Source organism: Lentzea sp., from assembly GCF_035525475.1.
Lineage (GTDB): Bacteria > Actinomycetota > Actinomycetes > Mycobacteriales > Pseudonocardiaceae > Lentzea.
Window position 1 is genome coordinate 18,461 of the sequence record NZ_DATLEC010000258.1, and the last position, 24,019, is coordinate 42,479.

Consider the following 24,019-nt stretch of genomic DNA (forward strand, 5'->3'; position numbering starts at 1 on the left):
CCGGCCGGTCCTTGGCCGGCTGACTGGATCCGGGCAGGAGCCCCGCGCCTGGAGCAGAACCTTCCCCACCCACGGGCAGCGAACGTTCAGAAGGCGCTTCGGGCGTGGTGACCGCAGAAGAAACCGGCGCCTCGAAGCCGGAGGACACAGGAACCCCGGAAGAAGTGGCGACCGGCGAGGAACTGTCCGAAGTAGACGGGACGGGCTCCACGACATCGGGCTCGACCTCACTGCGCCCAACAGCAGAAGGCTTGACCACCGAAGTGGCCGTGACCGTACTGCGGACGGTCTGAGTGACGGTAGAAGCAGGCCCGGCCACCCGCCCACCCCCACGAACGACAGTCTGGGTGACGGTGGACAGAACCACCCGAGTCCCAGCAGTCTCAACCGGTTCACCCCACCAAGACCAGGTGGGCCGAGTAACCGGCGGAGTACCCACAGGAGACTTCCCAGCAGTCCCGGTGAACGCGATCAGGGCGAACATCCCACCCAAAGCCAGAAACGGCACAACGACAACCGCCCCGAAGCACCCACGCCCACTACGAGGCTCATCCCGATGACTCAAAGCCCACACCCCCGAACGGTGACCGAACTGTTCCACCTGATCAATCGTCCACATGGAACAGTCCGTCACAGTTCTCGCCCGACACGATGGGGGTAAATCAAGCCAGCGGCGGCAACTCCGGAGCGTGAGCAGCAGGCGATGAAGCCAAGCTCTCCAACGCCAGCGAGACAGCCTTCTCCAGCTGAGGATCCCGCCCGGCAACCCGGTCCGCAGGCGTCATCACGACCTCGATGTCAGGATCGACACCGTAGTTCTCGACACCCCACCCGTGCCCCTTGAACCAGGACGCGTACCTCGGCTGGGTGACCATGGTCCCGTCGACCAACGTGTAGAGCATGTCGATCCCGATCACCCCGCCCCAGGTCCGGACCCCGACCACGGGCCCGATCCCGAGCTCCTTGATCGCCACGTTGACGATGTCCCCGTCAGACCCGGCGTACTCGTCCGCAACGGCCACCACAGGACCGCGAGGCGCGTCCTGCGGGTAGGACTCCGAGGCCGTGTACCCGCGAGCCACCGACCACCCGATGACCTTCCGCCCGAGCTTCTCGATCACCAGCTGCGAGGTGTGCCCGCCGCCGTTCTCGCGGACGTCCAGCACCAGCGCCTCACGAGCGAGCTCGACCCGCAGGTCCCGGTGCAGCTGAGCCCACCCGGCCCCCATCATGTCCGGCACGTGCAGGTACCCCACGCGCCCACCGGACAGCTCGTGCGTGCGGGCACGCCGGTTGGCCACCCAGTCGTGGTAGCGAAGCGGCTCCTCATCGGCCAACGGCACCACGACAACCCGGCGAAGCTCACCACCACCAGCAGGCCGCACGGTCAGCTCGACGGGCTTTCCGGCAGTCCCGACCAGCAACGCGCCAGGCCCGGCCAGACCGACAGGACGGCCGTCGACGGCGACCAGCGCGTCCCCGGCCCGGACAGCCACACCAGGCGCGCACAGCGGCGACCGGGCGTGCGGATCGGACGTCTCACCGGGGATCACGCGTTCGACGACCCAGTCGGAACCGGACCGGACCAGATCGGCCCCGAGCAGCCCCTGCCGCCGGGACGCCGGGACGTGCGGCGCGGAGCCCCACACGTACGCGTGCGACGTGCCGAGCTCGCCCTGCACCTCCCACAGCAGGTCGACGAGGTCGTCGTGGCTGCCCACCTCGGCCACCAGCGGCCGGTAGCGGTCGAGCTCGCCCTGCCAGTCGACGCCGCCCATGTCGGTGCGCCAGAAGTGGTCACGCATGAGCCGCCCGTTCTCGGCGTACATCTGCGCCCACTCCGCGGCCGGGTCGACCACGACCCGCACCCTCGACAGGTCGATCTCCACGTAGTCGGCGGAGTCCTCGTCCGCCTTGCTGTCGGTCGGCACCACGCGCAGGTCGCCGCGGTCCTCGACGACCATCCGCTTGCCGTCGCCGGACACCGCGAACGCGTCCGCGCTGTCCGCCAGGCACTCGGTCTTCTGCTTCGCGAAGTCGAACCGCTCCAGCGCCGTGCGCGGCGGTCGTGCCTCGGGCGACGCCAGGTTGTCGCCCAGCACCCCGAGCAGCGGCCGGCGCAGCCACAGCAGTCCGCCGCGAGCCGCCTTCAGCGCGATGTAGTCGGCGGCGGCCACGGGCACCGGCACCACGCGGTCGGCGAGGCCCTCGAAGTCGACCTTGGTGACCGAGGGCTTCTCGTCGTCGTCCTCGGAGTCCTTGTCCTCGTCACCGGCCGGGCGCCCGCCGTGCATCGGTGCGAACGGCGACGGCGTGGTCGCGGCCAGCGGCACGAGGTGCGGGCGGCAGCCCGTCGGGAACGACAGGTCGAACACGTGCGCGTCGTAGACCGGGTCGAACGTCCTGATCGACAGGAACGCCAGGTGCTTGCCGTCCTCGGTGAACGTCGGCGCGAAGTCCACGAACCGCAGCGGCGTGACGTCCACAACGGACAGGTCGGTCGCGTTCACCATCTTGATGTGCCGCAACGAGGCCGGTCCGGGGTGCGACCACGCGACCCACGACGAGTCGGGCGAGAAGGCGAGGTGCGTGATGTGCGCGTTCGCACCGCGGACGACCTCGCGGACCTCGCCGGAAGCGATGTCCACCAGCAACAACCGGCTGTCGTGCGTGGCGACGGCGACGCGCGACCCGTCGGGTGCGGCCGCCAGCGACATGACCCGGCCGAGCTGGCCGGAAGCGACGCGACGGGCCGTGTTGCCCGGCTCGACCCCGCCGACCGGCGCGATCTCCAGGGCCTCCTCGCCCTCGACGTCGGTCACCCACACCACGTGGCCGGTCTCGCCGAGCACCTTCGGCAGCCGGGAGCGGACGTCGGACCGGTCGGCCAGCGCGCGGACCGGGCCGTCGCGGTGCGTCACCCAGTGCACCGAACCGCGGACCTCGACCGCCGACGCACGGCCGGTGTGGTCGACGCTGAACGACTCGACGTTGCCGGAAGCCTTGACGTGGTGCGGTTGCCGGCCGGTGCGCGGGCCGCCGAGCTTGATGTCGAGCTTGCGCAGGTCCGACAGGCCTTCGAGCAGCCACAGCTCACCGGCCTGGTGGAAGATGACCCGCGAGCCGTCGCTGGAGGCGTTGCGCGCGTAGAACTCCCCTGACGAGTGACGGCGCAGGTCGGTGCCGTCCGGCAGCACCGAGTACACGCTGCCGACGCCCTCGTGGTCGGAGAGGAACGCGATGCGGCCGTCGACCCACATCGGGTTCGACAGCGTCGACTTGAGGTCGCCGAGGATCCGGGTGAAGTCACCGGAGCCGTCGGTGTCCACCCACAGCTTGCCCGCCGTGCCGCCGCGGTACCGCTTCCAGGCCGCGGGTTCCTGCAGGTAGCTGGAGGACGTGACGACCTGGCCGCCGGGTCCGAAGGAGACGTCGTTGACCCACCCGAACGGCAGCACCTCGGACGGTCCGCCGTCCAGCGGGACGGCGTGCGCGTGCTTGCGGTTCCTCGACGGCTGACCTGCCGCGGACACGGCGAGCACCCGCCCGTCCGGTGTCCAGCCCGACACCGCCGTCCGGGCGGCACCCCAGTGCGTCAACCGGCGGGCGGGGCCACCGTCCACAGGCGCCACCCGCACCTCGGAAGCGCCGTCGATCGTGCTGGCCCACGCCAGATGCGTGCCGTCGGGGGAGAAACGCGGCGAGCGAACCGGGACCTGGTCCGCGGACGCCCTCCAAGCCCTTCCTCCGTCGACGGGCGCGAGCCACACGTCGTCCTCGGCCACGAACGTCACCAAGTCACCGCGAAGGTGCGGATACCGCAGGTAAGTCACGTGATCGACGGTAGCCCACGCTCAGCGTCTCAGGAGGGCCAAAAACGCCGCCAGTCTTCAGCTGCAAGAGAATCCAGACCTTCGGCCCGTCCCTTGGCCTCCGCCTCGCGGACGTTCGCCGCGAAACGGCGGCAGAGCAGGCGCAGCTCCGTCTCCGGGTCCTCCCCGGCGAGCTTGGACAAGGCGGTCACGGCGAACAACGTCGTGCCCGTGTCGTCGCCCTCTGGCAGCAGGTCGACGGGGAAGCCGGCGCGCCGGGTGCGTTGCACCAGCTTCGCGGCCAGCGCGACCGCGGGCTGGCCGAGCGCCACACCGTCCACACTGGACTCGCGCTGCTTCTCGGCCTGCTTGAGCTCCTCCCACCGGTGCTGCTGCGACGTGGCGTCGTGCACGGCGGGATCGTTGCCCTCGAAGACGTGCGGATGGCGGCCGACGAGCTTCGCGACCAGGTCCGACGCCACGGCGTCGATGTCGAACGGGTCCTCGGCGTCCTCGGCGGCGACCCGCGCGTGGAACAGCACCTGCAGGAGCACGTCGCCGAGCTCCTCGCGCATCGCCGCGCGGTCGCCGTCCTCGATCGCCTCCAGCAGCTCGAAGGTCTCCTCGACGAGGTACTGGCGCAGCGACTCGTGGTCCTGCTCGGCGTCCCAGGGGCAGCCGCCCGGCGACCGCAGCCGGTGCATCACCGCGGCGGCGTCGAGCAGGGCGGCGCCCAGCGGCTCCGGCGTCGTGATGACGCGGGCGTCCGGGTACGGCGACGCGTCGGTCGTGATCACCACCGCACCGTCCTCCACGACGGCGGGCGCGGGCCCGTCGACCCCGAGATCGGACCAGAACTCCAGGGGCACGCCCTCGCCCGCGTAGACGGCCTTGGCCGTGCGCAACGCGGGCAGGGCGGCTGCGGGCAGCACGGCGCCGAGCCGCTCGCTCAGGACGACTGCGGTGATCAAGACTTGTTCTTGGCCGCGGGCACGCCGACGAAACCGGCCTTCTCACCGGAGGCGGCGACGACGGTCGCGGCGGTCGGGTCCCACACGCCGTAGCGGGGGTTGACCTCGACGTCCATGTCCGCGGCCAGGTACTGCGCGACCCGCAGGCCGAACGCGGCGAGCAGCTGCGGGTCGATGCGCTCGGTCAGGTCCTCCTCGCCGGGCGTCGGCGAGACCTTGTTGCGCTCCTTGACCACGGCGACCATCCAGCTGGCCTGCTGCTCGTCGGCGGGGAAGGCGACGACGGTGCCGGGCCGCACGCCCCACAGCATCGTGTGGACCAGCGACGGGTTCTCGGTGACGCGCACGCGCTGGTTCGTCGCCGACGCCTGCTGGCCGCTGGTGGTGCGCGGGGCCTCCTGGATGAACCGCGCCATCTTCGACGGGTCGGCGGCAACCTCCGCGGCCTTGTCCCTGGCTTCCTTCGGGTCCTTGGCCTGGAAGAAGTCGATCACGACCTCGAGCGTGGAGAGGTTGCGGCGCGCGAGCTCACCCATGACCAGCACGTCGCGCTGGCGGCGGTAGATCGTGGTGGAGTCCTGCTCGCTCTGCTTGGCGGCCTCTTCCGGCCCGCCCTTCTCCTGCACCGCGTCGTACACCTTGGTCTCGTCGACCGTGATGTTCTCGCGCTGCGCCGCGGCGGCCGCGATCTGGTGGGTGATCTCGTCGGCCAGCACGAGCCGCGAGACCTGGTCGAGCTTGCCCTGGTCCTGCATCTGCTGGGCGGCGGGCTCCTTCTTGAGCACCGTCACGGTGCGGTCCTGGACGGTCTGCAGGCTGACCGTCTGATCACCGACGATGGCGGCCGAACCGGCCTTGGCGGGGCCGGTGCCACAACCGGTGGCAAGCAGTGCCACAGCCACACCGACCAGCGAGAAACGCTTCAGAACAGTGCTCACGAGGATCTACCCTCTCACGCCGTGGTGACCGGGGTCACGGGAGTCCCCGCCAGTGAGTCGAGGAACGCACCGCACCAGTTCAGCAGCTGCTGATCACGCAGCTGCGGTGCACCCATCCGGCCGCCCGCGGCTCCCTCCGTCGGCCTAGGAACGGTGACCGTCCCCACCGCCTGCTTGTAGAGGGCCTTCGGGAACAGCCGGCGCAACCTGACCAGCTGCGAGTCGAGCAGCTCCAGCTTCGCGAACCGCACGTTCTGGCCCATCGCGATGACCTCGGTGACGCCGTGGCGGCGGCAGGTGTGCCGCAGGCGGGCGACGCCGAGCAGGCGTTCGACGGGCTCCGGCGGCGTGCCGTAGCGGTCCTTGAGCTCGTCCCAGACGGACTGGAGCGACGCCTCGTCCGCGGCGGCCGCGATCTTGCGGTAGGCCTCCAGCCGAAGCCGTTCGCCCGGCACGTACTCGTGCGGGATGTGCGCGTCGACCGGCAGGTCCACGCGGACCTCGGCGAGCTCCTCCTCGACCTCCCCGCCGTCGGCGCCGGCGTGCTTGCGGAACGCCTCGACGGCCTCGCCGACCAGCCGCACGTAGAGGTCGAAGCCGACGCCCGCGATGTGACCGGACTGCTCGGCGCCGAGGATGTTGCCGGCGCCGCGGATCTCCAGGTCCTTCATCGCGACGGCCATGCCCGCGCCGAGCTCCGTGTTCTGCGCGATCGTCGCGAGCCTGTCGTGCGCGTGCTCGGTCAGCGGCGTCTCCGGCGGGTACAGGAAGTACGCGTACCCGCGTTCGCGGCCACGGCCGACGCGGCCGCGCAGCTGGTGCAGCTGGGCCAGGCCGAGCAGGTCGCCGCGTTCGACGATCAACGTGTTGGCGTTGGAGATGTCCAGGCCCGTCTCCACGATCGTGGTGCAGACGAGGACGTCGTAGTCGCGTTCCCAGAAGCCCTGGATGAGGTGCTCGAGCTTGTCCTCGTTCATCTGGCCGTGCCCGGTCACGACACGGGCCTCCGGCACCAGCTCGCGGATGCGCTTCGCGGCCTTCTCGATCGTCGAGACCCTGTTGTGCACGTAGAAGACCTGGCCGTCGCGCAGCAGCTCGCGGCGGATCGCGGCACCGACCTGCTTGTCGTCGTACGCGCCGACGTAGGTGAGGATCGGGTGCCGTTCCTCCGGCGGGGTCAGGATCGTCGACATCTCGCGGATGCCCGCGAGCGACATCTCCAGCGTGCGCGGGATCGGCGTCGCGGACATCGTCAGCACGTCGACGTGCGTGCGGAGCGCCTTGATGTGCTCCTTGTGCTCCACGCCGAACCGCTGCTCCTCGTCGACGATCACGAGGCCGAGGTCCTTGTACCGCACGGTCTTCTGCAACAGCCGGTGCGTGCCGATGACGATGTCGACCTCGCCGTCGGCGAGCCCCGCGATCACCTGCCCGGACTCGGCGGGGTCGGTGAAGCGGCTGAGCCCCTTGACGTTCACCGGGAACTGGCGCATGCGCTCGGCGAACGTGTTGAGGTGCTGCTGCGCGAGCAGCGTCGTCGGCACCAGCACGGCGACCTGCTTGCCGTCCTGCACGGCCTTGAACGCCGCGCGGACCGCGATCTCCGTCTTGCCGTAGCCGACGTCGCCGCAGATGACGCGGTCCATCGGGACGCCGCGTTCCATGTCGGCCTTGACCTCGTCGATCGCGGCCATCTGGTCCTGCGTCTCGGTGAACGCGAAGGCGTCCTCCAGCTCGCGCTGCCAGGGGGTGTCCGGGGCGAAGGCGTGGCCGGGAGCGGACTGGCGGGCGGCGTAGAGCTGCACCAGCTCGGCCGCGATCTGCTTGACCGCCTTGCGCGCCTTGGACTTCGTGTTCTTCCAGTCGCTGCCGCCGAGCTTGTTGAGCGTCGGCAGCTCACCGCCGACGTACCGGCTGACCTCGTCGAGCTGGTCGGTGGGGACGAACAACCGGTCGCCGGGCTGGCCGCGCTTGCTGCTCGCGTACTCCAGGACCAGGTACTCGCGGGTGGCGCCCGCGACCGTGCGCTGGACCATCTCCACGTACTTGCCGATGCCGTGCTGCTCGTGCACCACGAAGTCGCCCGCCTTGAGCGCCAGCGGGTCCACCGCGTTGCGCCGCTTCGACGGCATCTTGCGCATGTCCTTGGTGGACGTCCCGCCGCGACCGCCGGTCAGGTCGGTCTCGGTGAGCACCACCAGCGCGAGGTCCGGCAGGATGAAGCCGTCCTCGAGGCAGCCGCGCACGACCGTGACGGTGCTCGCCTTAGGCGCCTTGTCGAGGGACTCGACGCAGACGGCGGAGACCTCGGCTTCCCGCAGGCGTTCGTAGGCGCGCTGCGCGGTGCCGGCGCCGGGTACGACGAGCACGGCCGCGCCACCGGTCGCGGTGTGCGCCTTGAGGTCCGCGAACGCCCGCTCGACGTCGCCGGAGTAGGCCTCGACCGGCTTGACGTCGAGGTGCACGACGTCCGGCGCGTCGGTGGTGAGCTGGCTGAGCGTCCACCACGGACGGTCGTTCGCCCTGGCGTGGTCCGCGATCTCGCCGAGACCCTGGTAGGCGCTGCGCCCGAGGTCGATCGGCGCGTTGCCGCCCCCCGCCGCCGCCATCCACGAGGCCTCGAGGAACTCCTGGCCCGTGCGCACCAGGTCGGCGGCGCGGGCCCGGATCTTCTCGGGGTCGTTGAGCAGGACGTGCGTGCCCGCGGGGACCACGTCCGTGAGCAGCTCCAGCTCGCCGGGGCAGAGCGCGGGGATCAGCGCCTCCATGCCCTCGACCGCGATGCCGTTGGAGATCTTCTCCAGCATCTCCGCGAGGTGGGCGTCGGACTGGTGCTCCTCGGCCAGGCTCGCGGCGCGCTGCTTCACGTCCTCGGTCAGCAGCAGCTCACGGCACGGCGGCGCGACGAACTCCGCGACCTCCTCGGGCAGCGACCGCTGGTCCTGCACGGAGAACGGCCGGATCTCGCTGACCTCGTCGCCCCAGAACTCGACGCGGAACGGGTGCTCCGCCGTCGGCGGGAAGATGTCGAGGATGCCGCCGCGCGTCGCGTACTCGCCGCGCTTCTCGACCATGTCGACGCGGGTGTAGGCGTTCTCGGCCAGGCGCGTGACCAGCTCGGCGAAGTCCTGCTCCTCGCCGACCTTCAGGTGCACGGGCCGCAGCTCGCCCAGGTCCGGCGCCATCGGCTGGATGAGGCTGCGGACCGTGGTGACGAGGACCCTGATCGGGTTGCCCTCGGGGTGCTTGAGCCTGCGCAGGACCTGCAGGCGCGCGCCCACGGTGTCCGCGCGCGGGCTCAGGCGCTCGTGCGGCAGCGTCTCCCAGCTGGGGAAGAAGGCCACCGCGTCCTGGCCGATCAGGTCCTTGAGGACGTTCGTCAGCTCTTCGGCTTCTCTGCCGGTCGCCGTGACGGCCAGGACGGGCCTGACCGTGGACAGCGCCGCGGTGACGAGCGGCCGGGCGGCGAGCGGGCCGTCCAGCCCCAGCTCGGGCACACCGGCGGAGTCGATCAACGTGCGGAGTGCTTTGTCGGGAAGGACACCATCGAGCAGGCCGAGCAGCGGCATAGTGAGAAACCCCGGTCAAGTGCTTTGCGACGCCGGACAGACCCCTGCCTGGGACGAGGGGTCTCACTCCCCACCTTAGCTCGTGGAGCGAATCCTCATCGGGTGGTTCCGGCGCGGCTCAAGCAGGCTCCCACGCGATGATCCGCTCGAACACGCGGTGGTCGCCCCTGGCGTCCACCGCGCTCAGGTCGTGGCGGCCGTACATGAAGAGAACCAGGTCACTGGCGGTGGCGGTGGCCTCCGCGGTGGCGTCGGTCTCCTGGACGGTGCGCGCGCCGTTCCCGTCCAGCAGCAGCCACCAGCTCCGGCCCTCCGCCGCGTGGTATCCGATGGTCGCGGGCTCGTGCGGCCAGGGAGACGCCGTCGTCACGCAGGTCTGCAGGAACTCGTCGACGCCGTCGAGCGCGATGTCCGTCGGCAGCGGTTCCTCGGCGCCGATGGTGAGCTGGGCGTCGTAGGTGTGGACCGCGAGCTGCTGGAGCTGGTGGCGGGCGACGGCGCGAGCGTTGTGCGGCGAGCCGGTCCACCAGGCCCAGCACTCGCGGTCGGGGCCGGCCTCGTCGAGGGCGGTCACCAGCTCCCGCGTCGCGTCCTCCAGCCAGGCCAGGATCTCGTCGCGCTGCTCGGGCATCGGGACGTCCCCGACGTCCGCCTTGGCGGTCGCGGGACCCGCGGCGACGGTGGCGGCCCAGGCCCTGCGGCCGTCGCCGATGTGCTGCGCGAGGTCCGCGAGCGTCCACTCCGGGCAGCTCGGGACCTTGGCGCCGAGGTCGGGTGCGGCGGCGACGGCGGCGCGGAAGGCGGCCGACCGTTCGTCGATGAGGCGGAGGAGGTCGGGGAAGCCCAGAGCGTTCTGCACCGCCGGTGTCTAGCACGGGGCATGGCGGGCGGACAGCGAATATCGGTGGCTCTCGCGCTGCCGGGCAGTCACCCTGTCGGTGTGTCGATGAGAGAGATCAGGGCTGACTACGACGATCAGTCCATCGTGGTCTACCAGGCCTATTCACCCGTGATCGCAGATCCGGCCGTGGCGGTGCAACGGTTCGTGCCGCCGTTCAAGATGGAGCGGATGACGTGGATCAAGCCGTCGTTCCTCTGGATGATGTACCGCTGCGGATACGCGCGGAAGGAAGGCCAGGAACGCGTTCTGGCCGTCCGCATCACGCGCGAGGGGTTCGACTGGGCGGTCGCCAACGCCGTCGAGAGCACCATCGGCGGCAAGCCGCAGGTCCGCGTGCAGTGGGACCCCGAACGCGGCCTGCACCACGAGGCGTTGCCGCACCGGTCGATCCAGATCGGCCTGACCCGCGAGGCCGTCGAGAGGTACGTCCACGAGTGGACGGTCAGCATCACCGACGTGACACCGCTGGCCAGGCAGGTCCACGAGAAGGTGCTCGCACACGACCTGGACGGAGCGCGTGCGCTGCTGCCCGTCGAACGGCCTTACGCAACCACCACGACACAAAACGCATAGTTGGGACATGCGCGCACTCGTTGCTGCTGTCTCGGTCTTGGCCCTCACGGCCTGCTCCGCGCCGGAACCCGGCGGCACCGCGCCGTCGAAGGCCCCCGCACCTCAGGGCCTGAAGGTCGAGGAGGTCGCCGGCGGGTTCCAGCACGCCTGGGACCTGGGCTTCCTGCCGGACGGCTCGATGCTCGTCACCGAACGCCCCGGCGCGGTCAAGCTGGTCAGGAACGGCCAGGTCACCCCGGTCGACATCGACCTGACCGACCTGCAGGCACGTGGCGAGGGCGGCTTGATGGGGCTCGTCGTCCACCCGGACGACCGGCGCTTCACGGTCTGCTACAACACGACCAGGGACGTGCGGCTGGTGACGTTCACGCTCGACGGCACCAAGGCCACGAAGACCAAGGACCTGCTCACCGGCATGCCGTCGAACTCGAGCGGGCGGCACTCCGGGTGCCGGCCCACGCTCGCGCCGGACGGGTCGATGTACGTCGCCACCGGTGACATCGCGCAGGCCCGCAACCCCCAGGACCGCACCAGCCTCGGCGGCAAGGTGCTGCGGATCGACGCCGAGACCGGCGAGGGCGCGGCGGGCAACCCGTTCATCGGCTCGACGAACGCCAACGAGCGCCGGATCTACACCTACGGCCACCGCAACGTGCAGGGCGTCGTGTTCCGGCCGGACTCCGGGCAGGCCTTCTCCAGCGAGCACGGGCCTTCGGTGGACGACGAGGTCAACCTGCTCGAGGCGGGTGCCAACTACGGCTGGGACCCCTCCGAGGGTGGCACGCGGGGCGGGTACGACGAGAGCGTGCCGATGACCGACCTTCAGCGGTTCCCGGACGCGGTGCCGGCGGTGTGGTCCTCCGGCTCCCCCACCGAGGCGATCTGCCAGGCGGCGTTCTGGAACGGCAAGCTCGCCATCACGGCGCTCAAGGGCGCGAAGCTGCTGCTGTTCACGCTCGACCAGGCGGGCAAGGTGCAGAACGTCAGCATCCCGGACGAGCTCAACGACAGGTACGGCCGCCTGCGCGCCGCCAGGACCGCACCCGACGGGTCGCTCTACATCACGACGTCGAACGGCTCGAACGACAAGCTGCTGAGGCTCACCGGAGACGTGTAGGCCGCCGTGCCGCTCGACCCCTCGACGAACGGCGCGACGGCGCCATGCTCTGAGGACATCGTTCGGGAGGACTCGAACCGTTTCACCAACGGCTGCGCAGCTTCGGCTTGTGGTCCATCGCCGAGAGGCCGTTCCACGCCAGGTTCACCAGGTGGGCTGCGACCTCGTCCTTCTTCGGCCTGCGCGCCTCCAGCCACCACTGGCCGGTCAGCGCGACCATGCCGACCAGCGCCTGCGCGTACAGCGGGGCGAGCTTGCGGTCGTAGCCCCTGCGCGCGAAGTGCTGGCCGAGGATGTGCTCGACCTGCGAGGCGATGTCGTTCAGCAGCGAGGAGAACGTGCCGGAGGACGAGGCGACGGGCGAGTCCCGCACCAGGATGCGGAAGCCGTCGGTCGAGCCCTCGATGTAGCCGAGCAACGCGCACGCGGCCCGTTCGAGCAGCTCACGCGGGTGCGAGCCGCCGTCGAGCGCCTCCGCGATCTGGTTCATCAGGCGCCGCATCTCGCGGTCGACGACGACGGCGTAGATGCCTTCCTTGCCGCCGAAGTGCTCGTAGACGACGGGCTTGGACACGCTCGCGCGGTGGGCGATCTCCTCGATCGAGGTCGCCTCGAAGCCCTTCTCGGCGAACAGGGCGCGGGAGACGTCCAGGAGCTGCTCCCGCCGCTCCTTGCCCGTCATCCTGACCCTGGCCACCGAGCCAGCCTACAAAGACCACCGCCCGGCGCCGGCCCTGGCCGGACGCCGACCGGGCATCATCGACACATGGCCAGACGCAAGATCATCCGTATCGCCGCGACCTCGGTGCTCGTCCTGCTCGTGCTGGTCACGGCGGCGCTGGGTGGTGTCGGCTGGTACTACAGCAACGAGCTGCTCAAGCCGGCGGAGGCTCAGCCGCAGCGCTACCCGGAGACCGCGCTCGGCATGGACGAGAAGAACCTCGTCCTCGCCGAGTCGAAGCTCACGACGTTGCGCGGCACGTTCGGCGTCGTCTGGCCCGGTGGCGCCGCGAAGGTCGGCGACGTCGCCGCGAACGAGAACGGCCGCGTCGAACGTCCTCTGCTCGACGGCACCGCACCGCCCGAGGGCACCAAGGTGCGCATCGAGACCGACGTCCACGACGGCGACCCCAAGACCACGCTGGGTCTGGTCTACAGCGAGGTCCGGGTGCCCTCCGAGCTCGGCGAGATGCCCGCCTGGCTCGTGCCGGCGGCGAACCAGGACACGTGGGTCATCACCGTGCACGGGCGGGGCGCGTCGCGGGAAGAGGCGTTGCGGGTCGTTCCGCAGTTGCACACCGCCGGACTGCCCGTCCTGCTGATCACCTACCGCAACGACGCCGGCGCGCCCCGATCGCCCGACGGGCTCTACCACCTCGGCGACACCGAGTGGCGCGACGTCGAGGCCGCGATCAGGTACGCGCAGTCGCGGGGTGCGCGGAAGGTCGTGCTCTACGGCTGGTCGATGGGCGGCGCGATCGTCGGCCAGACGCTGGCACGGTCGGGCATCGCGGCGGCCGTGAGCGGTGTCGTGCTCGACTCCCCCGTCACGAACTGGACGCGGACGCTGAACCTCCAGGCCCAGAACCGCGGCGTGCCGACGTGGCTCACGCCCGTCGCCGAGGTCGTGTCCGGCTGGCGCGCCGACCTCGACTTCGACCGGTTCGACCTCGTCCGCAACCCACCGGCGCTCAGGCCCCCGACGCTGATCCTCCACGGTTCCGCGGACGGCACCGTGCCCGCCCAGTCGTCGCGCGACCTGGCGGCCGCCGCGAGCGGTCTCGGGTGGCCCCTGCGGTACGTCGAGATCCCCGGCGCCGACCACACGTCGGGCTGGAATGTGGCGACGGACACGTACCAGGCCGCCCTGAGCGAGTTCCTGACCAGCTCGATCGGCGTGAAAACGCGATCATGACCTGAGCCGGACGAGTGGCGGTTGGACAACGGCGGGAGGTCTCATGACAACATGTGCGCAGGACGGGCGCGCGCCCGCCCGGTCCGCCATGGTGTAAAGGCAGCACCTCGGATTTTGGTTCCGATGGTCCAGGTTCGAATCCTGGTGGCGGAGCAGGGCCCTGGAAGCACAGGGTCGAGGTGTCTTTGGGAGGTGCGGAGCTGCCCGAGGAAACGGTCGACGAGCAGGGCAACGTGCGCCACCGCCACCACGAGATGTCCGACGCGTGGCTGGTGGGCCGCGCGAGCGAACTCGTCGCCGTCGCCCAGAGCAGCCACCTCGCAGCACAGCTGGACGCGGCCTCCGAGATCGACCACATCCTCGCGGAGGCGCAGGGCCGCGGTGAGCCCCGCATCGTCGCGCAGCTGCTCAGGGCCGCCGCCGTGGTCCGGCTGGTCACCCCGGGACTCGTCGACATGTCCGACCCGCAGCTCGACGAGATGCTCGCCCACACCCGCCGCCACGGCCTGATCGTGCTGGAGGCGGACGCGCGGGCGTTGCGCGGACGCCGGTTCCTGCTGGGCAACGCCGAGGACAAGGCGCTGACCGAGATCGCGTCGGCGCTCGCGATGATGCTCGACGAGGAACCCGAGGTCGACCCGGTCTTCGACAAGCGGACGTGGGACCAGCTGCTGGCCACGACGCTGCAGGACATCGCGCTCGTGCTGACCCAGCTGGGCGTCTACGAGATGGCCGACGACGTGCTGGCGGGCGCCAACAACGCGTTGCGCGAGAGCGGCCAGCCGCACCAGATCTACGTGCACCTGGTGAACAGGGCCCGGCTGCGGATCGGCTGGGGCCTGCGACTCGAACGGGTGAACCTGCACGACGCGGCGGCCGAGCAGTTCCGGGTGGCCTCCGGGCTCGCCGAGGCCGCGGAGGTGCCGTTCCGGCAGTCGCTGCACCCCGGCCGGCGCGACCTCGACGCCGCCGAGCAGGTGCCGATCCTCGGCGCCGCCCACGCGCTGACGAACCCGGCCGAGGACCACCTCGACCGGCTGTGGTCGTTGCGCGGCCTGTCGATGTACGCGCGAGAGCTGATCATCGTCGCGATCGCGCTGGCCCGGTGCTTAGTCGAGGCGAACCGGCTCGACGACGCGCTCAAGGTCCTCGGCGACACGCGCACGCAGATGGAGCACGACACGTCGGAACCGTCGCTGGTGCTGTCGCTGGAGCGCGAGTACGCGCACCTCTGCGGCCCGCACACGACGTCCGCGCTGCAGGCGTACAACGCGGCGCTGGAGCTGGAGCTGTGGCAGATGCGGGAGTCCCGCGTGGCCACGTTGCAGACGCGCCGTGAGCACGAACGGCTGACGCGCGCGCACGGCGCGATAGCGCAGCAGGCGTTGCAAGACCCGTTGACCGGCCTGCCGAACCGCCGTGCCCTCGACGACAAGATGGCCGAGCTCATCGCCGGCCAGGTCGACCCGTTCTCGATCGCCCTGGTCGACCTCGACGGCTTCAAGGGCGTGAACGACCGGCATTCACACGCCGACGGTGACGACGTCCTCCGGGTGATTGCCAGCACACTCCGGCAGGCCCTGCGGGGTGACGACATGGTGGCCCGCTACGGCGGCGACGAGTTCGTCGTGCTGCTGCCGGGCGCCCCCCTGCACGCCGCCGAAGCGGCACTGGGCAGGGCCGTGGATGCCGTGGCAGGCCTGCCAATCGACCTCTCCCGCGGGGTGACGCTGTCGGTCGGCGTCATCTCGCTGCGCCCCCGCGAATCCGCGAACCAGGCCCTGTCGAGGGCTGACTCCGCGATGTACGTGGCGAAGCGCCAGGGTGGCTGCCAGGTTGCGGCTGTGGCCGGAGAGCCGTCCCCGGAGGCTTAGGCTGGTCCGCGGACTTCGAACCACCCAGCCTGTTAGGGAGAGCATTGATGCTCGAGGGCCCTGTCAGCACGGTCGTGCTCGCCGCCGGGGAAGGCACCCGCATGCGGTCGTCCACGCCCAAGGTGCTGCACCGGATCGCCGGACGCTCACTCGTCGAACACGCGGTGCGTGCGGCTGCCGGCACAGACCCCGACCACCTGGCCGTCGTCGTCGGCCACGGCCGTGAAGCCGTCACTGAGCATCTGGAGACCCTCGCCGGGACGCTGGGCCGCAAGGTCACCGTCGCGGTGCAGGCCGAGCAGAAGGGCACCGGGCACGCGGTCTCGTGCGGCCTGGCCGAGCTGCCGCACGACCTGGGCGGCACCGTGATCGTGAGCTACGGCGACGTGCCGCTGCTCGACACCAGGACGTTCCGGGCACTGCTCGCGGAGCACTCGGCCGCGGGCAACGCCGTGACCGTCCTGACGGCCGTGGTGGAGAACCCCACCGGGTACGGCCGGATCGTCCGCGACTCCGACGGCTCCGTGCAGCGGATCGTGGAGCAGAAGGACGCCTCCTCCGCCGAGCAGGCGATCAACGAGATCAACTCCGGCGTCTACGCCTTCGACGCGGCGGTGCTGCGCGACGGCCTGTCGCGGCTGTCCACCGACAACGCGCAGGGCGAGCTCTACCTGACCGACGTCCTGGGCATCGCCCGCGGCGACGGCCTGCGCGTCGGCGCGCTGATCGCGTCCGACCGCTGGCTGGTCGAGGGCATCAACGACCGGGTGCAGCTCGCGGCCGTCGGCGCCGAGATGAACCGCCGCATCGTCGAGGGCCACCTGCGCGCCGGCGTCACGTTCGTCGACCCGTCGTCGGCGTGGGTCGACGCGGACGTGCGGATCGGCCAGGACGCCCTGGTCGAGCCGAACGTGCAGCTCCGCGCGGGCACGGTGATCGGCGCCCGCGCCACCGTCGGCCCGGACACGACCCTGTCGGGCGTGACGGTCGGTGAGGGCGCGTCGGTCGTGCGGACCCACGGCAGCGACTCGGTGATCGGCGACAACGCCTCCGTCGGCCCGTTCGCCTACCTGCGCCCCGGCACGTCCCTGGGCGTGAAGGGCAAGATCGGCACGTTCGTCGAGACGAAGAACTCGACGATCGGCGAGGGCTCGAAGGTCCCCCACCTGTCCTACATCGGCGACGCCACGATCGGCGACCACAGCAACATCGGCGCCGCCTCGGTGACCGTCAACTACGACGGCGTGAACAAGCACCGCACGATCGTCGGTTCCCACTGCCGCACCGGCTCGGACAACATGTTCGTAGCACCGGTGACGGTGGGCGACGGCGCCTACACCGGCGCGGGAACCGTCCTGCGCCGCGACGTCCCACCGGGAGCGCTGGCCGTGTCCGGCGGCCCGCAGCGAAACCTCGAGGGCTGGGTCCTGAACCGCCGTGAGGGCACCGCCGCGGCCCAGGCGGCGGCAGCAGCCCTCGCGAAGCAGAATGCGGACGAGAAGACAGAGGAGGGTCGCTGACCGTGAACCCGCAGATGCCCGGCACACCGAAGAAGAGCCTGATGCTCTTCGGCGGGCGTGCCTACCCGGAGCTGACAGAAGAGGTCTCGAAGCACCTCAACGTCACGGTGACCCCGCAGCAGGCCTACGACTTCGCGAACGGCGAGATCTTCGTCCGCTTCGAGGAGTCGGTGCGAGGCTGCGACGCCTTCGTCATCCAGTCCCACACCAGCCCCATCAACCAGTGGCTGATGGAACAGCTGATCATGGTCGACGCCCTGAAGCGAGCCTCGGCCAAGCGCATCACCGTGATCATGCCGTTCTACCCGTACAGCCGCCAGGACAAGAAGCACCGAGGCCGCGAACCCATCTCGGCCAGGCTGGTAGCCGACCTCTTCAAGACGGCAGGCGCCGACCGCCTCGTCTCGGTCGACCTCCACACGGCCCAGATCCAGGGCTTCTTCGACGGCCCGGTGGACCACCTGTGGGCCATGCCCCTGCTGGCGGACCACATCCGGGGCAAGTACGCGGGCCACGAGATCACAGTCGTCTCCCCCGACTCGGGCCGCACCAAGCTGGCCGAGAAGTGGGCGGACACCCTGGGCGGCACCCCGATCGCCTTCATCCACAAGACGAGGGACCCCCTCCGCCCCAACGAGGTGGTCTCGAACCGAGTGGTGGGCAAGGTGGAGGGCCGCCTCTGCATCGTGATCGACGACATGGTCGACACCGGCGGCACGATCGCAGGAGCGGTGAAGCAGCTGCTGAGCGAAGGCGCCTCCGACGTGGTCATCGCGGCGACGCACGGCATCCTCTCCGGCCCGGCCACCAAACGCCTTCAGGAGTCAGGCGCCCGCGAGGTCGTGTTCACCGACACGCTCCCGATCCCGGCGGAGAAGCGCTTCCCGAACATGACGGTCCTGTCCATCGCACCACTGCTGGCCCGAGTGATCCAGGAAGTGTTCGAGGACGGCTCGGTGACGTCACTGTTCGACGGCAACGCCTGACAACAACAAGAGCCGAGGCGCCGCGCGAAGCGAAGCTCCAGCGGTGGGGTCCCCGTCACGAGTCGCGCCACAGCTCCTGCTGCATGTGGCCCGCTTCTGGTGCGACTTGTGACGGGGACCCCACCGCAACGCAACCACCTACGAAACCGCAAGCCGCCCGACGAAACAGGCGTGCCATCAACCCACGAGCGGCGCGGTCCCCCGATCAGATTGCCGGGGGTCCGGGGGCAGAGCCCCTGGGGAAGCACGCAACAGGCACGGCCCAACGCAAAACAACCACCCACCCGGTCGCGCCACGCAAAACGACCACCCACCAACTCGCGCCCACCCCAAGCCGAACACCCCCACCCACCACCCAAAACCCACTCAGCCACCCCCGATTGGCCTCCCCGATGCCCACTCACCTACACTGGTCGGGTTGCCTCGGCGAGGGCGAGCTCCCCAGCTCGGCGTGATCGACGCGGTGGCTTGATGCCGCGCGTGTTGACCCGTTTCCGCGCTGCTCGCCGCCGCTGGCCACCACCCAACGCTGAGTACTTGTGCACCGCCCCGACGTACAAGGCCAGACTTGTAAGGAGTACCCCACCGTGTCCGAGGTCCGTCTCGCCGCTGAGCAGCGCACTGAATTCGGCAAGGGCGCAGCCCGCCGTACCCGTCGCGCCGGCAAGATCCCCGCGGTGCTCTACGGCCACGGTTCCGACCCGAAGCACCTGGCTCTGCCGGCGCTCGAGTTCGCCCGTGTTGTCCGTGAGCACGGCCAGAACGCCGTCCTCACCCTCGCCTTCGAAGGCGGGAACGAGCTGGCGCTCACCAAGACCGTCACCACGCACCCCATCAAGAACTACATCGAGCACGTCGACCTCCTCCTCGTCCAGCGGGGCGAGAAGGTCACCGTCGAGGTACCGCTGGTCATCTCCGGCGAGCCCGCGTCGGGCACGCTGCTGACGCAGGACCTCAGCACGATCCAGATCGAGTCCGACGCGATGAACATCCCGGACCAGATCGAGCTGTCGATCGCCGGTGTCGCCGCCGGCACGCAGATCCACGCCAGCGACCTGACCCTGCCGGACGGTGCCGTCCTGATCACCGACGCCGACGCTCTCGTCGTCGCCGTCAACGAGGCGCCGTCCGCGGCGCAGCTCGAGGGTGACGACACGGGCGCCGAGGCGTCTGAGGCCACCGAGGAAAGCTGAGCCCCATCACGTCGGGCCGCACAGACGGCGCGCCACCCCCTCACGAGGGGGGAGGCGCGCCGTTGCGGTACCTGAGCCCGACCGATGTCAGGTCGAAGACGTTCCGCCGCAAGCGCCAGGGCTACGACCCCGGCCAGGTGAACGAGTTCCTGCTGATCATCGCCGACGCGCTGGCCGGCCGGATCCGCCTGAACCCCGACCACGTGCGCACCGTCCGGTTCGCCGCGGTCCCCAACGGCTACGACCCGCTGAGCGTCGACGGCGTCCTGCACCTGCTGGAGTTCCAGCTCCGCAACGGCATCGTGCCGCCCACGGGCCTGAACACCGGCGAGGACCTGCGCGCGCGCAAGCTGCCGAAGTCCGGCACCGGCTACGATCGCGCCGAAGTCGACGCCTTCATCCTCCGCGCCGGGGCCAACCTGGACGGCCGGGGCGCGATGACCTCCACCGAGGTCCGCAACACCCGGTTCAGCACCACGTCCGGTCTGCTGGGCAAGGGGTACCAGGTGCAGGCCGTCGACACGTTGCTGGACGATCTCGAGCAGGAGTTGCGGTTCCGTGGACGCTGACCTCGCCCTCGTCGTGGGCCTCGGCAACCCTGGTCCGAAGTACGAGGGCAACCGCCACAACATCGGTTTCCTGGTTCTCGACGAGCTGGCCGCGCGCATGAACGGCAAGTTCAAGGCCCACAGGTCGGGTGCCGAGATCGTCGAGGGCCGCCTGTCCGGTCACCGCGTCGTGCTCGCCAAGCCGCGCAGCTTCATGAACCTCTCCGGCGGCCCCGTCGCGAGCGCCGTGAAGTTCTTCAAGCCGACCACCATCGTCGTGGTCCACGACGAGCTGGACCTGCCGTTCGCCGCCATCCGCATGAAGCTCGGCGGCGGCGACAACGGCCACAACGGACTCCGCTCGATCACCAAGTCGCTGGGCACCAAGGACTACCACCGCGTCCGCTTCGGGGTGGACCGCCCGCCGGGCCGCCAGGACCCCGCGGACTACGTCCTGAAGGACTTCTCCACCGTCGAACGCAAGCAGCTCGCGCTGGAGGTCGACAGGGCGGCGGACGCGACCGAGGCCCTCGTCACCAAGGGCCTCGAGGCCGCGCAGAACGCCTTCCACTAGGCCCTGCCGGACTGGGCCTAGACCAGGGCGGCCGCCGCCGATCGGCGGAGCTTCCCGGACGGGGTCTTCGGCAACGTCCCCGGCGGCTGCACCACGACGGCGAACGGCCGCAGCCCGACCGCGTCGACGACACGGGCGGTGACCTGCTTGACCAGGTCCTTCTCCGCGTCCGCGTCCCCGGCGAGCTTCGACTCGACGACCACGGCGAACCGCTCGCGCTGCGTTCCGGCGTCCAACCGCACCGCGACGGCGTTGCCGGCCCGGACACCCTCGACCGAGCAGGCGGCACGCTCCACATCGGTCGGGTAGATGTTCCGCCCGCCCATGATGATGACGTCCTTGCGCCGCCCGCAGACGACGACCTGACCGTCCTCCACCACGTACCCGACGTCCCCAGTGGACAGCCACCCCTCAGCGTCCTGAGTGGCCAGCGGACCGTCCACGGTGAGGTACCCCGGAGTCACGGCCTCGCCCCGGATCTGCAGCTCACCGACGTCCCGGACGCCCAGGACCTCACCGGAGCCGGACACCACCCGCAGCTCCAGCCCCGGCAACGGCGGCCCGAGCAACGGGAAGGCACGCCCCTCGGCGGCGGGCACGGCACGACGGTCGGCCTCGACGGCGTCGGCGTCCACCACGTCCACCGAAAGTCCGGTGAACAGAGGCGCGAAAGCCACACCCAGCGTGGTCTCCGCCATCCCGTACGCGGCCAGAATGGACTCGGGCCGCAATCCGAAACGGGCCCCTGCCGAGACGAACGATTCCACGGCGGCCGGATCGATCGGCTCGGCGCCGTTCAGGGCGAGCCGGAGGGAAGACAGGTCGAACGAGTCGGACGAGGAGGCCAGCCGGCGGGCCACGATCGCGTAGGCGAAGTTCGGCGCGGCGGTGATCGTGCCCTTGTGCCGCGTGATCAGGTCGGCCCACAGGGTCGGGCGCGACAGGAAGTCGACCGGGGTGACCTTCACCAGTTCCAGTCCGAACAGCATCGGGACGGTCAGGAACCCGACCATCCCCATGTCGTGGAACAACGGCAGCCAGGACACCATCACGTCGGAGGACGGGTCCAGCGCCGCCGCGATCCGCATTCCCTCCGCGTTGGCCATCAGATTGCGGTGTGTGATGCGCACCGCCTTCGGATCCGCGGTCGACCCGCTCGTCAACTGCAGCAGGGCCGTGGCATCCTCGGGGGTGGGAACAGGAGCAGCGATCGGCTCCGCGTCCAGCTCGGACAACTTGCGGTAGGGGATCCCGTGCTGGTCCAGCACGGGAGCCAGGGCGTCGAACGGGCTGCCGAGCAGGACGAGACGCGAGTCGATCATGGCGAGCACCCGCAGCGTGTCCTCGGCCCACTCGGCCAGGTCGGTGCGCGGTGTGGGTTGATGCAACATCGTGACGCTGCCTCCGCACAGCCATGCGGCCTGCACGGCTGGGGCGATCACGGCTGGTTCGGCGGCGAGCACCGCGATCGCGGTGCCCGGCGCCACGTCGAGCGCACCAGCCATCCGCCGGGCGCGTTCGTGCACCTCGGCCCAGGTCCGGCGGACGGGTTCGGCGGGCTCACCCGTCGTCATGCCCCTGTCCCCGCCGCTGGAGGCCGTTGCCAGCATCACATCCACGAACTGACTCATGTTCGCGATCGTAGTGGCGCCGTTTGGTCCATCAGGGCGAAACGTTATGCCACGCGAAACGCGATACTCCCCAGTACAGGTACGCAGGAGGAGGTCATTGGTGGATCGGGGCGGCCCCGGAGCGCAGCATCGTCTGCCCGCGCATCCGGCACCTCTGCTCTCCGCTCAGGACGTGGCGCTCGTCGCGTTCCACCGGCCCCCCAGGGGTCAGCGCGGGTACGACGCGACCGAGGTGGACTCCTTTCTCGACCGTGTCGAGAACACGATGCGCAGCAGGGACGCCCTGACGCGCGAGGACGTGCTGAACGTCAGGTTCAGCACGGCGACCCGCGACCCCGGTTACGACGTCAACGAGGTCAACGTCTTCATGGAGCTCGTCGCCGACACGCTGCGGTCCACTCCGCAACGCCAGCAGGCCTCGGCTCCCGCGCAGGGTGCGCACGCCACGTCGCAGGCGATGAGACCCGCGGTCCGGTTGTCGCCGGACGACGTCGCCGCGGTGCGCTTCCACAAGCCCAGACCGGGGACCCGCGGTTACCACGAAGGCCAGATCGACGCCTTCCTCGACCGCATCGAGGCCACCCTGCGCGGCAGGGACAACCTGACCGCGCAACAGGTCCAGGACGCGGTGTTCGGCGAGTCGGCGCCGGGGACGTTCGGGTACGACCAGGAGGACGTCGACACGTTCCTCGACCTCGTGGTCCTCATGTTCGAGACCGCGCCTCCGCCGCCCAAGGCGCCTCCCGTGACGACCCAGCTGCCGCAACAGCAGCAGCGACCCCAGCAAAGGCGTCCACAACCGCCGCAGCGCCCCCAGCAGCAGCCTCCCGTGCAGCGACCCGCGGCGCCGGCGTCCGTCGACTCACCGAAGCTCACAGCCGCGGACATCCGCAACGTCGCGTTCCACCGCCCTCCCCGCGGCCGCCGCGGCTACCAGGAGTCCCAGGTGGACGCGTTCCTCGACCGCATCGAGGCAACCCTCCTCGGCCAGGACAACCTGACCGGCAAGGACGTCCGCGACATCCGGTTCTCCCGTCCGCTCATCGGACGGCGCGGGTACGACGAGACCGAGGTGGACGCGTTCCTCGGCCAGATCGAGCAGCAGCTCTCCGGACCGATGCGCAGCATGCCCGCGGTCAAGTCGTGGAAGGACCTCCGGCAGCTGCGGATCCCGCAGGCGGCGGCCGGGCAGCGCGGCTACCGCACCGCGCAGGTCGACCGGATGCTGGAGGAGATCGGCGTCGCGCTCGACGGCATGCTGGGGGCGACCTCGGAGGAGGTCATGAAGGCGCGGTTCAGCTACGCCCTGCTCTCCGGCCAGGGCTACGACACGTCGTTCATCGACGAGCTGCTGCCCCAGCTGGCGAACGAGCTCCGCCGCCGGGGCAAGTAGCCCCTCTCACCAGGCCTCAGCCCTCCACGGCCTCCGCCGCGGCCATCCAGGCGGCCTCGACGTCGGACTCCTCCGCCAGCACGGCGCGGAGCTCGGCGTCGAGCTTCAGCAGCCTGGCGGAGTCGGTCGCGGCCTCCGCGAGCGCGGCGTGCAGCTCGGCTTCCTTCTTGTGCAGCACCTCGAGGCGCCGTTCCAGCCGTGCCAGCTCCTTGCGGGCGGCGCGCTGGTCGGCGGCGTTCGACGGCGCCTTGTCCGCGGCCGGCGCGGTGGTGGTGCTCTCCCTGTCGCGCAGCGAGTCGCGGCGCTGGAGGTACTCGTCGATGCCGCCGGGCAGGTCGGTCAGGCCGCCGTCGCCGAAGAGCGCCACGACCTTCTCGCAGACGCGCTCGACGAGGTAGCGGTCGTGGGAGATCACGACGAGCGTGCCCGCCCACGAGTCGAGCAGGTCTTCCAGCTGCTGCAACGTGTCGATGTCCAGGTCGTTCGTCGGCTCGTCGAGCAGCA

17 protein-coding genes, 1 tRNA gene and 1 pseudogene are annotated in these 24,019 nt (G+C 70.4%); 11 read left to right on the forward strand and 8 right to left on the reverse strand.

Annotated features, from left to right (window positions below; translation table 11 throughout):
• Positions 1-662 precede the first annotated feature (662 nt).
• From VM306_RS39220 to VM306_RS39240, 5 genes are all read right to left on the reverse strand, one after another.
• On the reverse strand, positions 663-3,833 hold the full coding sequence (locus VM306_RS39220; RefSeq protein WP_325524251.1) for a S41 family peptidase: 3,171 nt from the start codon (positions 3,831-3,833) through the stop codon (positions 663-665).
• Between the two features lie 29 nt (positions 3,834-3,862).
• Positions 3,863-4,783, reverse strand: coding sequence for a MazG family protein (locus VM306_RS39225; protein ID WP_325524254.1), 921 nt, complete (start codon positions 4,781-4,783; stop codon positions 3,863-3,865).
• Complete coding sequence (locus tag VM306_RS39230) at positions 4,780-5,721, reverse strand: hypothetical protein (RefSeq protein WP_325524257.1); 942 nt, start codon at positions 5,719-5,721, stop codon at positions 4,780-4,782. Before VM306_RS39230 ends, VM306_RS39225 begins: the two co-directional genes overlap by 4 nt.
• Before the next feature lie 14 nt (positions 5,722-5,735).
• Complete coding sequence (mfd, locus tag VM306_RS39235) at positions 5,736-9,290, reverse strand: transcription-repair coupling factor (protein WP_325524259.1); 3,555 nt, start codon at positions 9,288-9,290, stop codon at positions 5,736-5,738.
• 118 nt (positions 9,291-9,408) lie between these two features.
• Positions 9,409-10,149: a maleylpyruvate isomerase family mycothiol-dependent enzyme gene (locus VM306_RS39240; RefSeq protein ID WP_325524261.1), complete on the reverse strand. Its 741-nt coding sequence runs from the start codon at positions 10,147-10,149 to the stop codon at positions 9,409-9,411.
• 87 nt (positions 10,150-10,236) lie between these two features.
• Between VM306_RS39240 and VM306_RS39245 the strand changes: the two genes are divergently transcribed.
• Both VM306_RS39245 and VM306_RS39250 read left to right on the forward strand, forming a co-directional pair.
• Positions 10,237-10,764 (forward strand): DUF4291 domain-containing protein, encoded by a 528-nt coding sequence (locus tag VM306_RS39245; RefSeq protein ID WP_325524263.1) that lies wholly within the window; start codon positions 10,237-10,239, stop codon positions 10,762-10,764.
• A 7-nt stretch (positions 10,765-10,771) separates the two neighbouring features.
• Positions 10,772-11,881, forward strand: coding sequence for a PQQ-dependent sugar dehydrogenase (locus tag VM306_RS39250; protein ID WP_325524265.1), 1,110 nt, complete (start codon positions 10,772-10,774; stop codon positions 11,879-11,881).
• An 82-nt stretch (positions 11,882-11,963) separates the two neighbouring features.
• Here the strand turns inward: VM306_RS39250 and VM306_RS39255 are convergent, their stop codons facing one another.
• Positions 11,964-12,563, reverse strand: coding sequence for a TetR/AcrR family transcriptional regulator (locus tag VM306_RS39255; protein ID WP_325524286.1), 600 nt, complete (start codon positions 12,561-12,563; stop codon positions 11,964-11,966).
• 84 nt (positions 12,564-12,647) lie between these two features.
• Here VM306_RS39255 and VM306_RS39260 point away from each other — a divergent pair, with 84 nt between their 5' ends.
• From VM306_RS39260 to pth, 8 genes are all read left to right on the forward strand, one after another.
• Entirely contained in the window at positions 12,648-13,796 is a 1,149-nt protein-coding gene (locus VM306_RS39260) for an alpha/beta hydrolase family protein (protein ID WP_325524267.1), read from the forward strand.
• Positions 13,797-13,878: 82 nt separating this feature from the next.
• Positions 13,879-13,949, forward strand: a tRNA-Gln gene (locus VM306_RS39265).
• Positions 13,950-13,975: 26 nt separating this feature from the next.
• Complete coding sequence (locus VM306_RS39270; protein ID WP_325524269.1) at positions 13,976-15,670, forward strand: GGDEF domain-containing protein; 1,695 nt, start codon at positions 13,976-13,978, stop codon at positions 15,668-15,670.
• A gap of 47 nt (positions 15,671-15,717) precedes the next feature.
• Positions 15,718-17,190 (forward strand): bifunctional UDP-N-acetylglucosamine diphosphorylase/glucosamine-1-phosphate N-acetyltransferase GlmU, encoded by a 1,473-nt coding sequence (gene glmU, locus VM306_RS39275; protein ID WP_325524271.1) that lies wholly within the window; start codon positions 15,718-15,720, stop codon positions 17,188-17,190.
• A 14-nt stretch (positions 17,191-17,204) separates the two neighbouring features.
• The gene (locus tag VM306_RS39280; RefSeq protein ID WP_325524288.1) at positions 17,205-18,176 is read left to right on the forward strand and encodes a ribose-phosphate diphosphokinase; all 972 of its coding nucleotides are present in this window, start codon (positions 17,205-17,207) and stop codon (positions 18,174-18,176) included.
• Between the two features lie 587 nt (positions 18,177-18,763).
• A complete protein-coding gene (locus VM306_RS39285) occupies positions 18,764-19,369 on the forward strand; it encodes a 50S ribosomal protein L25/general stress protein Ctc (RefSeq protein ID WP_325524273.1) in 606 nt (201 codons plus the stop codon).
• A gap of 62 nt (positions 19,370-19,431) precedes the next feature.
• A complete protein-coding gene (locus VM306_RS39290) occupies positions 19,432-19,938 on the forward strand; it encodes a DivIVA domain-containing protein (RefSeq protein ID WP_325524275.1) in 507 nt (168 codons plus the stop codon).
• Positions 19,928-20,491: an aminoacyl-tRNA hydrolase gene (pth, locus tag VM306_RS39295; RefSeq protein WP_325524278.1), complete on the forward strand. Its 564-nt coding sequence runs from the start codon at positions 19,928-19,930 to the stop codon at positions 20,489-20,491. Before VM306_RS39290 ends, pth begins: the two co-directional genes overlap by 11 nt.
• A 17-nt stretch (positions 20,492-20,508) precedes the next feature.
• Here pth and VM306_RS39300 read toward each other — a convergent pair whose 3' ends face one another.
• Positions 20,509-22,122, reverse strand: a complete 1,614-nt coding sequence (locus tag VM306_RS39300; RefSeq protein ID WP_325524280.1) for a fatty acyl-AMP ligase — start codon at positions 22,120-22,122, stop codon at positions 20,509-20,511.
• Positions 22,123-22,222: 100 nt separating this feature from the next.
• Between VM306_RS39300 and VM306_RS39305 the strand changes: the two genes are divergently transcribed.
• Complete coding sequence (locus tag VM306_RS39305) at positions 22,223-23,515, forward strand: DivIVA domain-containing protein (protein WP_325524282.1); 1,293 nt, start codon at positions 22,223-22,225, stop codon at positions 23,513-23,515.
• A gap of 16 nt (positions 23,516-23,531) precedes the next feature.
• On the opposite strand, the pseudogene VM306_RS39310 reads toward VM306_RS39305, so the two are convergent.
• Positions 23,532-24,019 (reverse strand): annotated as a pseudogene (locus VM306_RS39310) (ABC transporter ATP-binding protein); the annotation flags it as partial.

Bases quoted from the DNA above. Each gene is read 5' to 3' on its own strand.
- glmU (WP_325524271.1), top strand. From the start codon at position 15,718: ATGCTCGAGGGCCCTGTCAGCACGGTCGTGCTCGCCGCCGGGGAAGGC.
- VM306_RS39245 (WP_325524263.1), top strand. From the start codon at position 10,237: ATGAGAGAGATCAGGGCTGACTACGACGATCAGTCCATCGTGGTCTAC.
- VM306_RS39260 (WP_325524267.1), top strand. From the start codon at position 12,648: ATGGCCAGACGCAAGATCATCCGTATCGCCGCGACCTCGGTGCTCGTC.
- mfd (WP_325524259.1), bottom strand. From the start codon at position 9,290: ATGCCGCTGCTCGGCCTGCTCGATGGTGTCCTTCCCGACAAAGCACTC.
- VM306_RS39280 (WP_325524288.1), top strand. From the start codon at position 17,205: ATGCCCGGCACACCGAAGAAGAGCCTGATGCTCTTCGGCGGGCGTGCC.
- VM306_RS39250 (WP_325524265.1), top strand. From the start codon at position 10,772: ATGCGCGCACTCGTTGCTGCTGTCTCGGTCTTGGCCCTCACGGCCTGC.
- VM306_RS39300 (WP_325524280.1), bottom strand. From the start codon at position 22,122: ATGAGTCAGTTCGTGGATGTGATGCTGGCAACGGCCTCCAGCGGCGGG.
- VM306_RS39255 (WP_325524286.1), bottom strand. From the start codon at position 12,563: ATGACGGGCAAGGAGCGGCGGGAGCAGCTCCTGGACGTCTCCCGCGCC.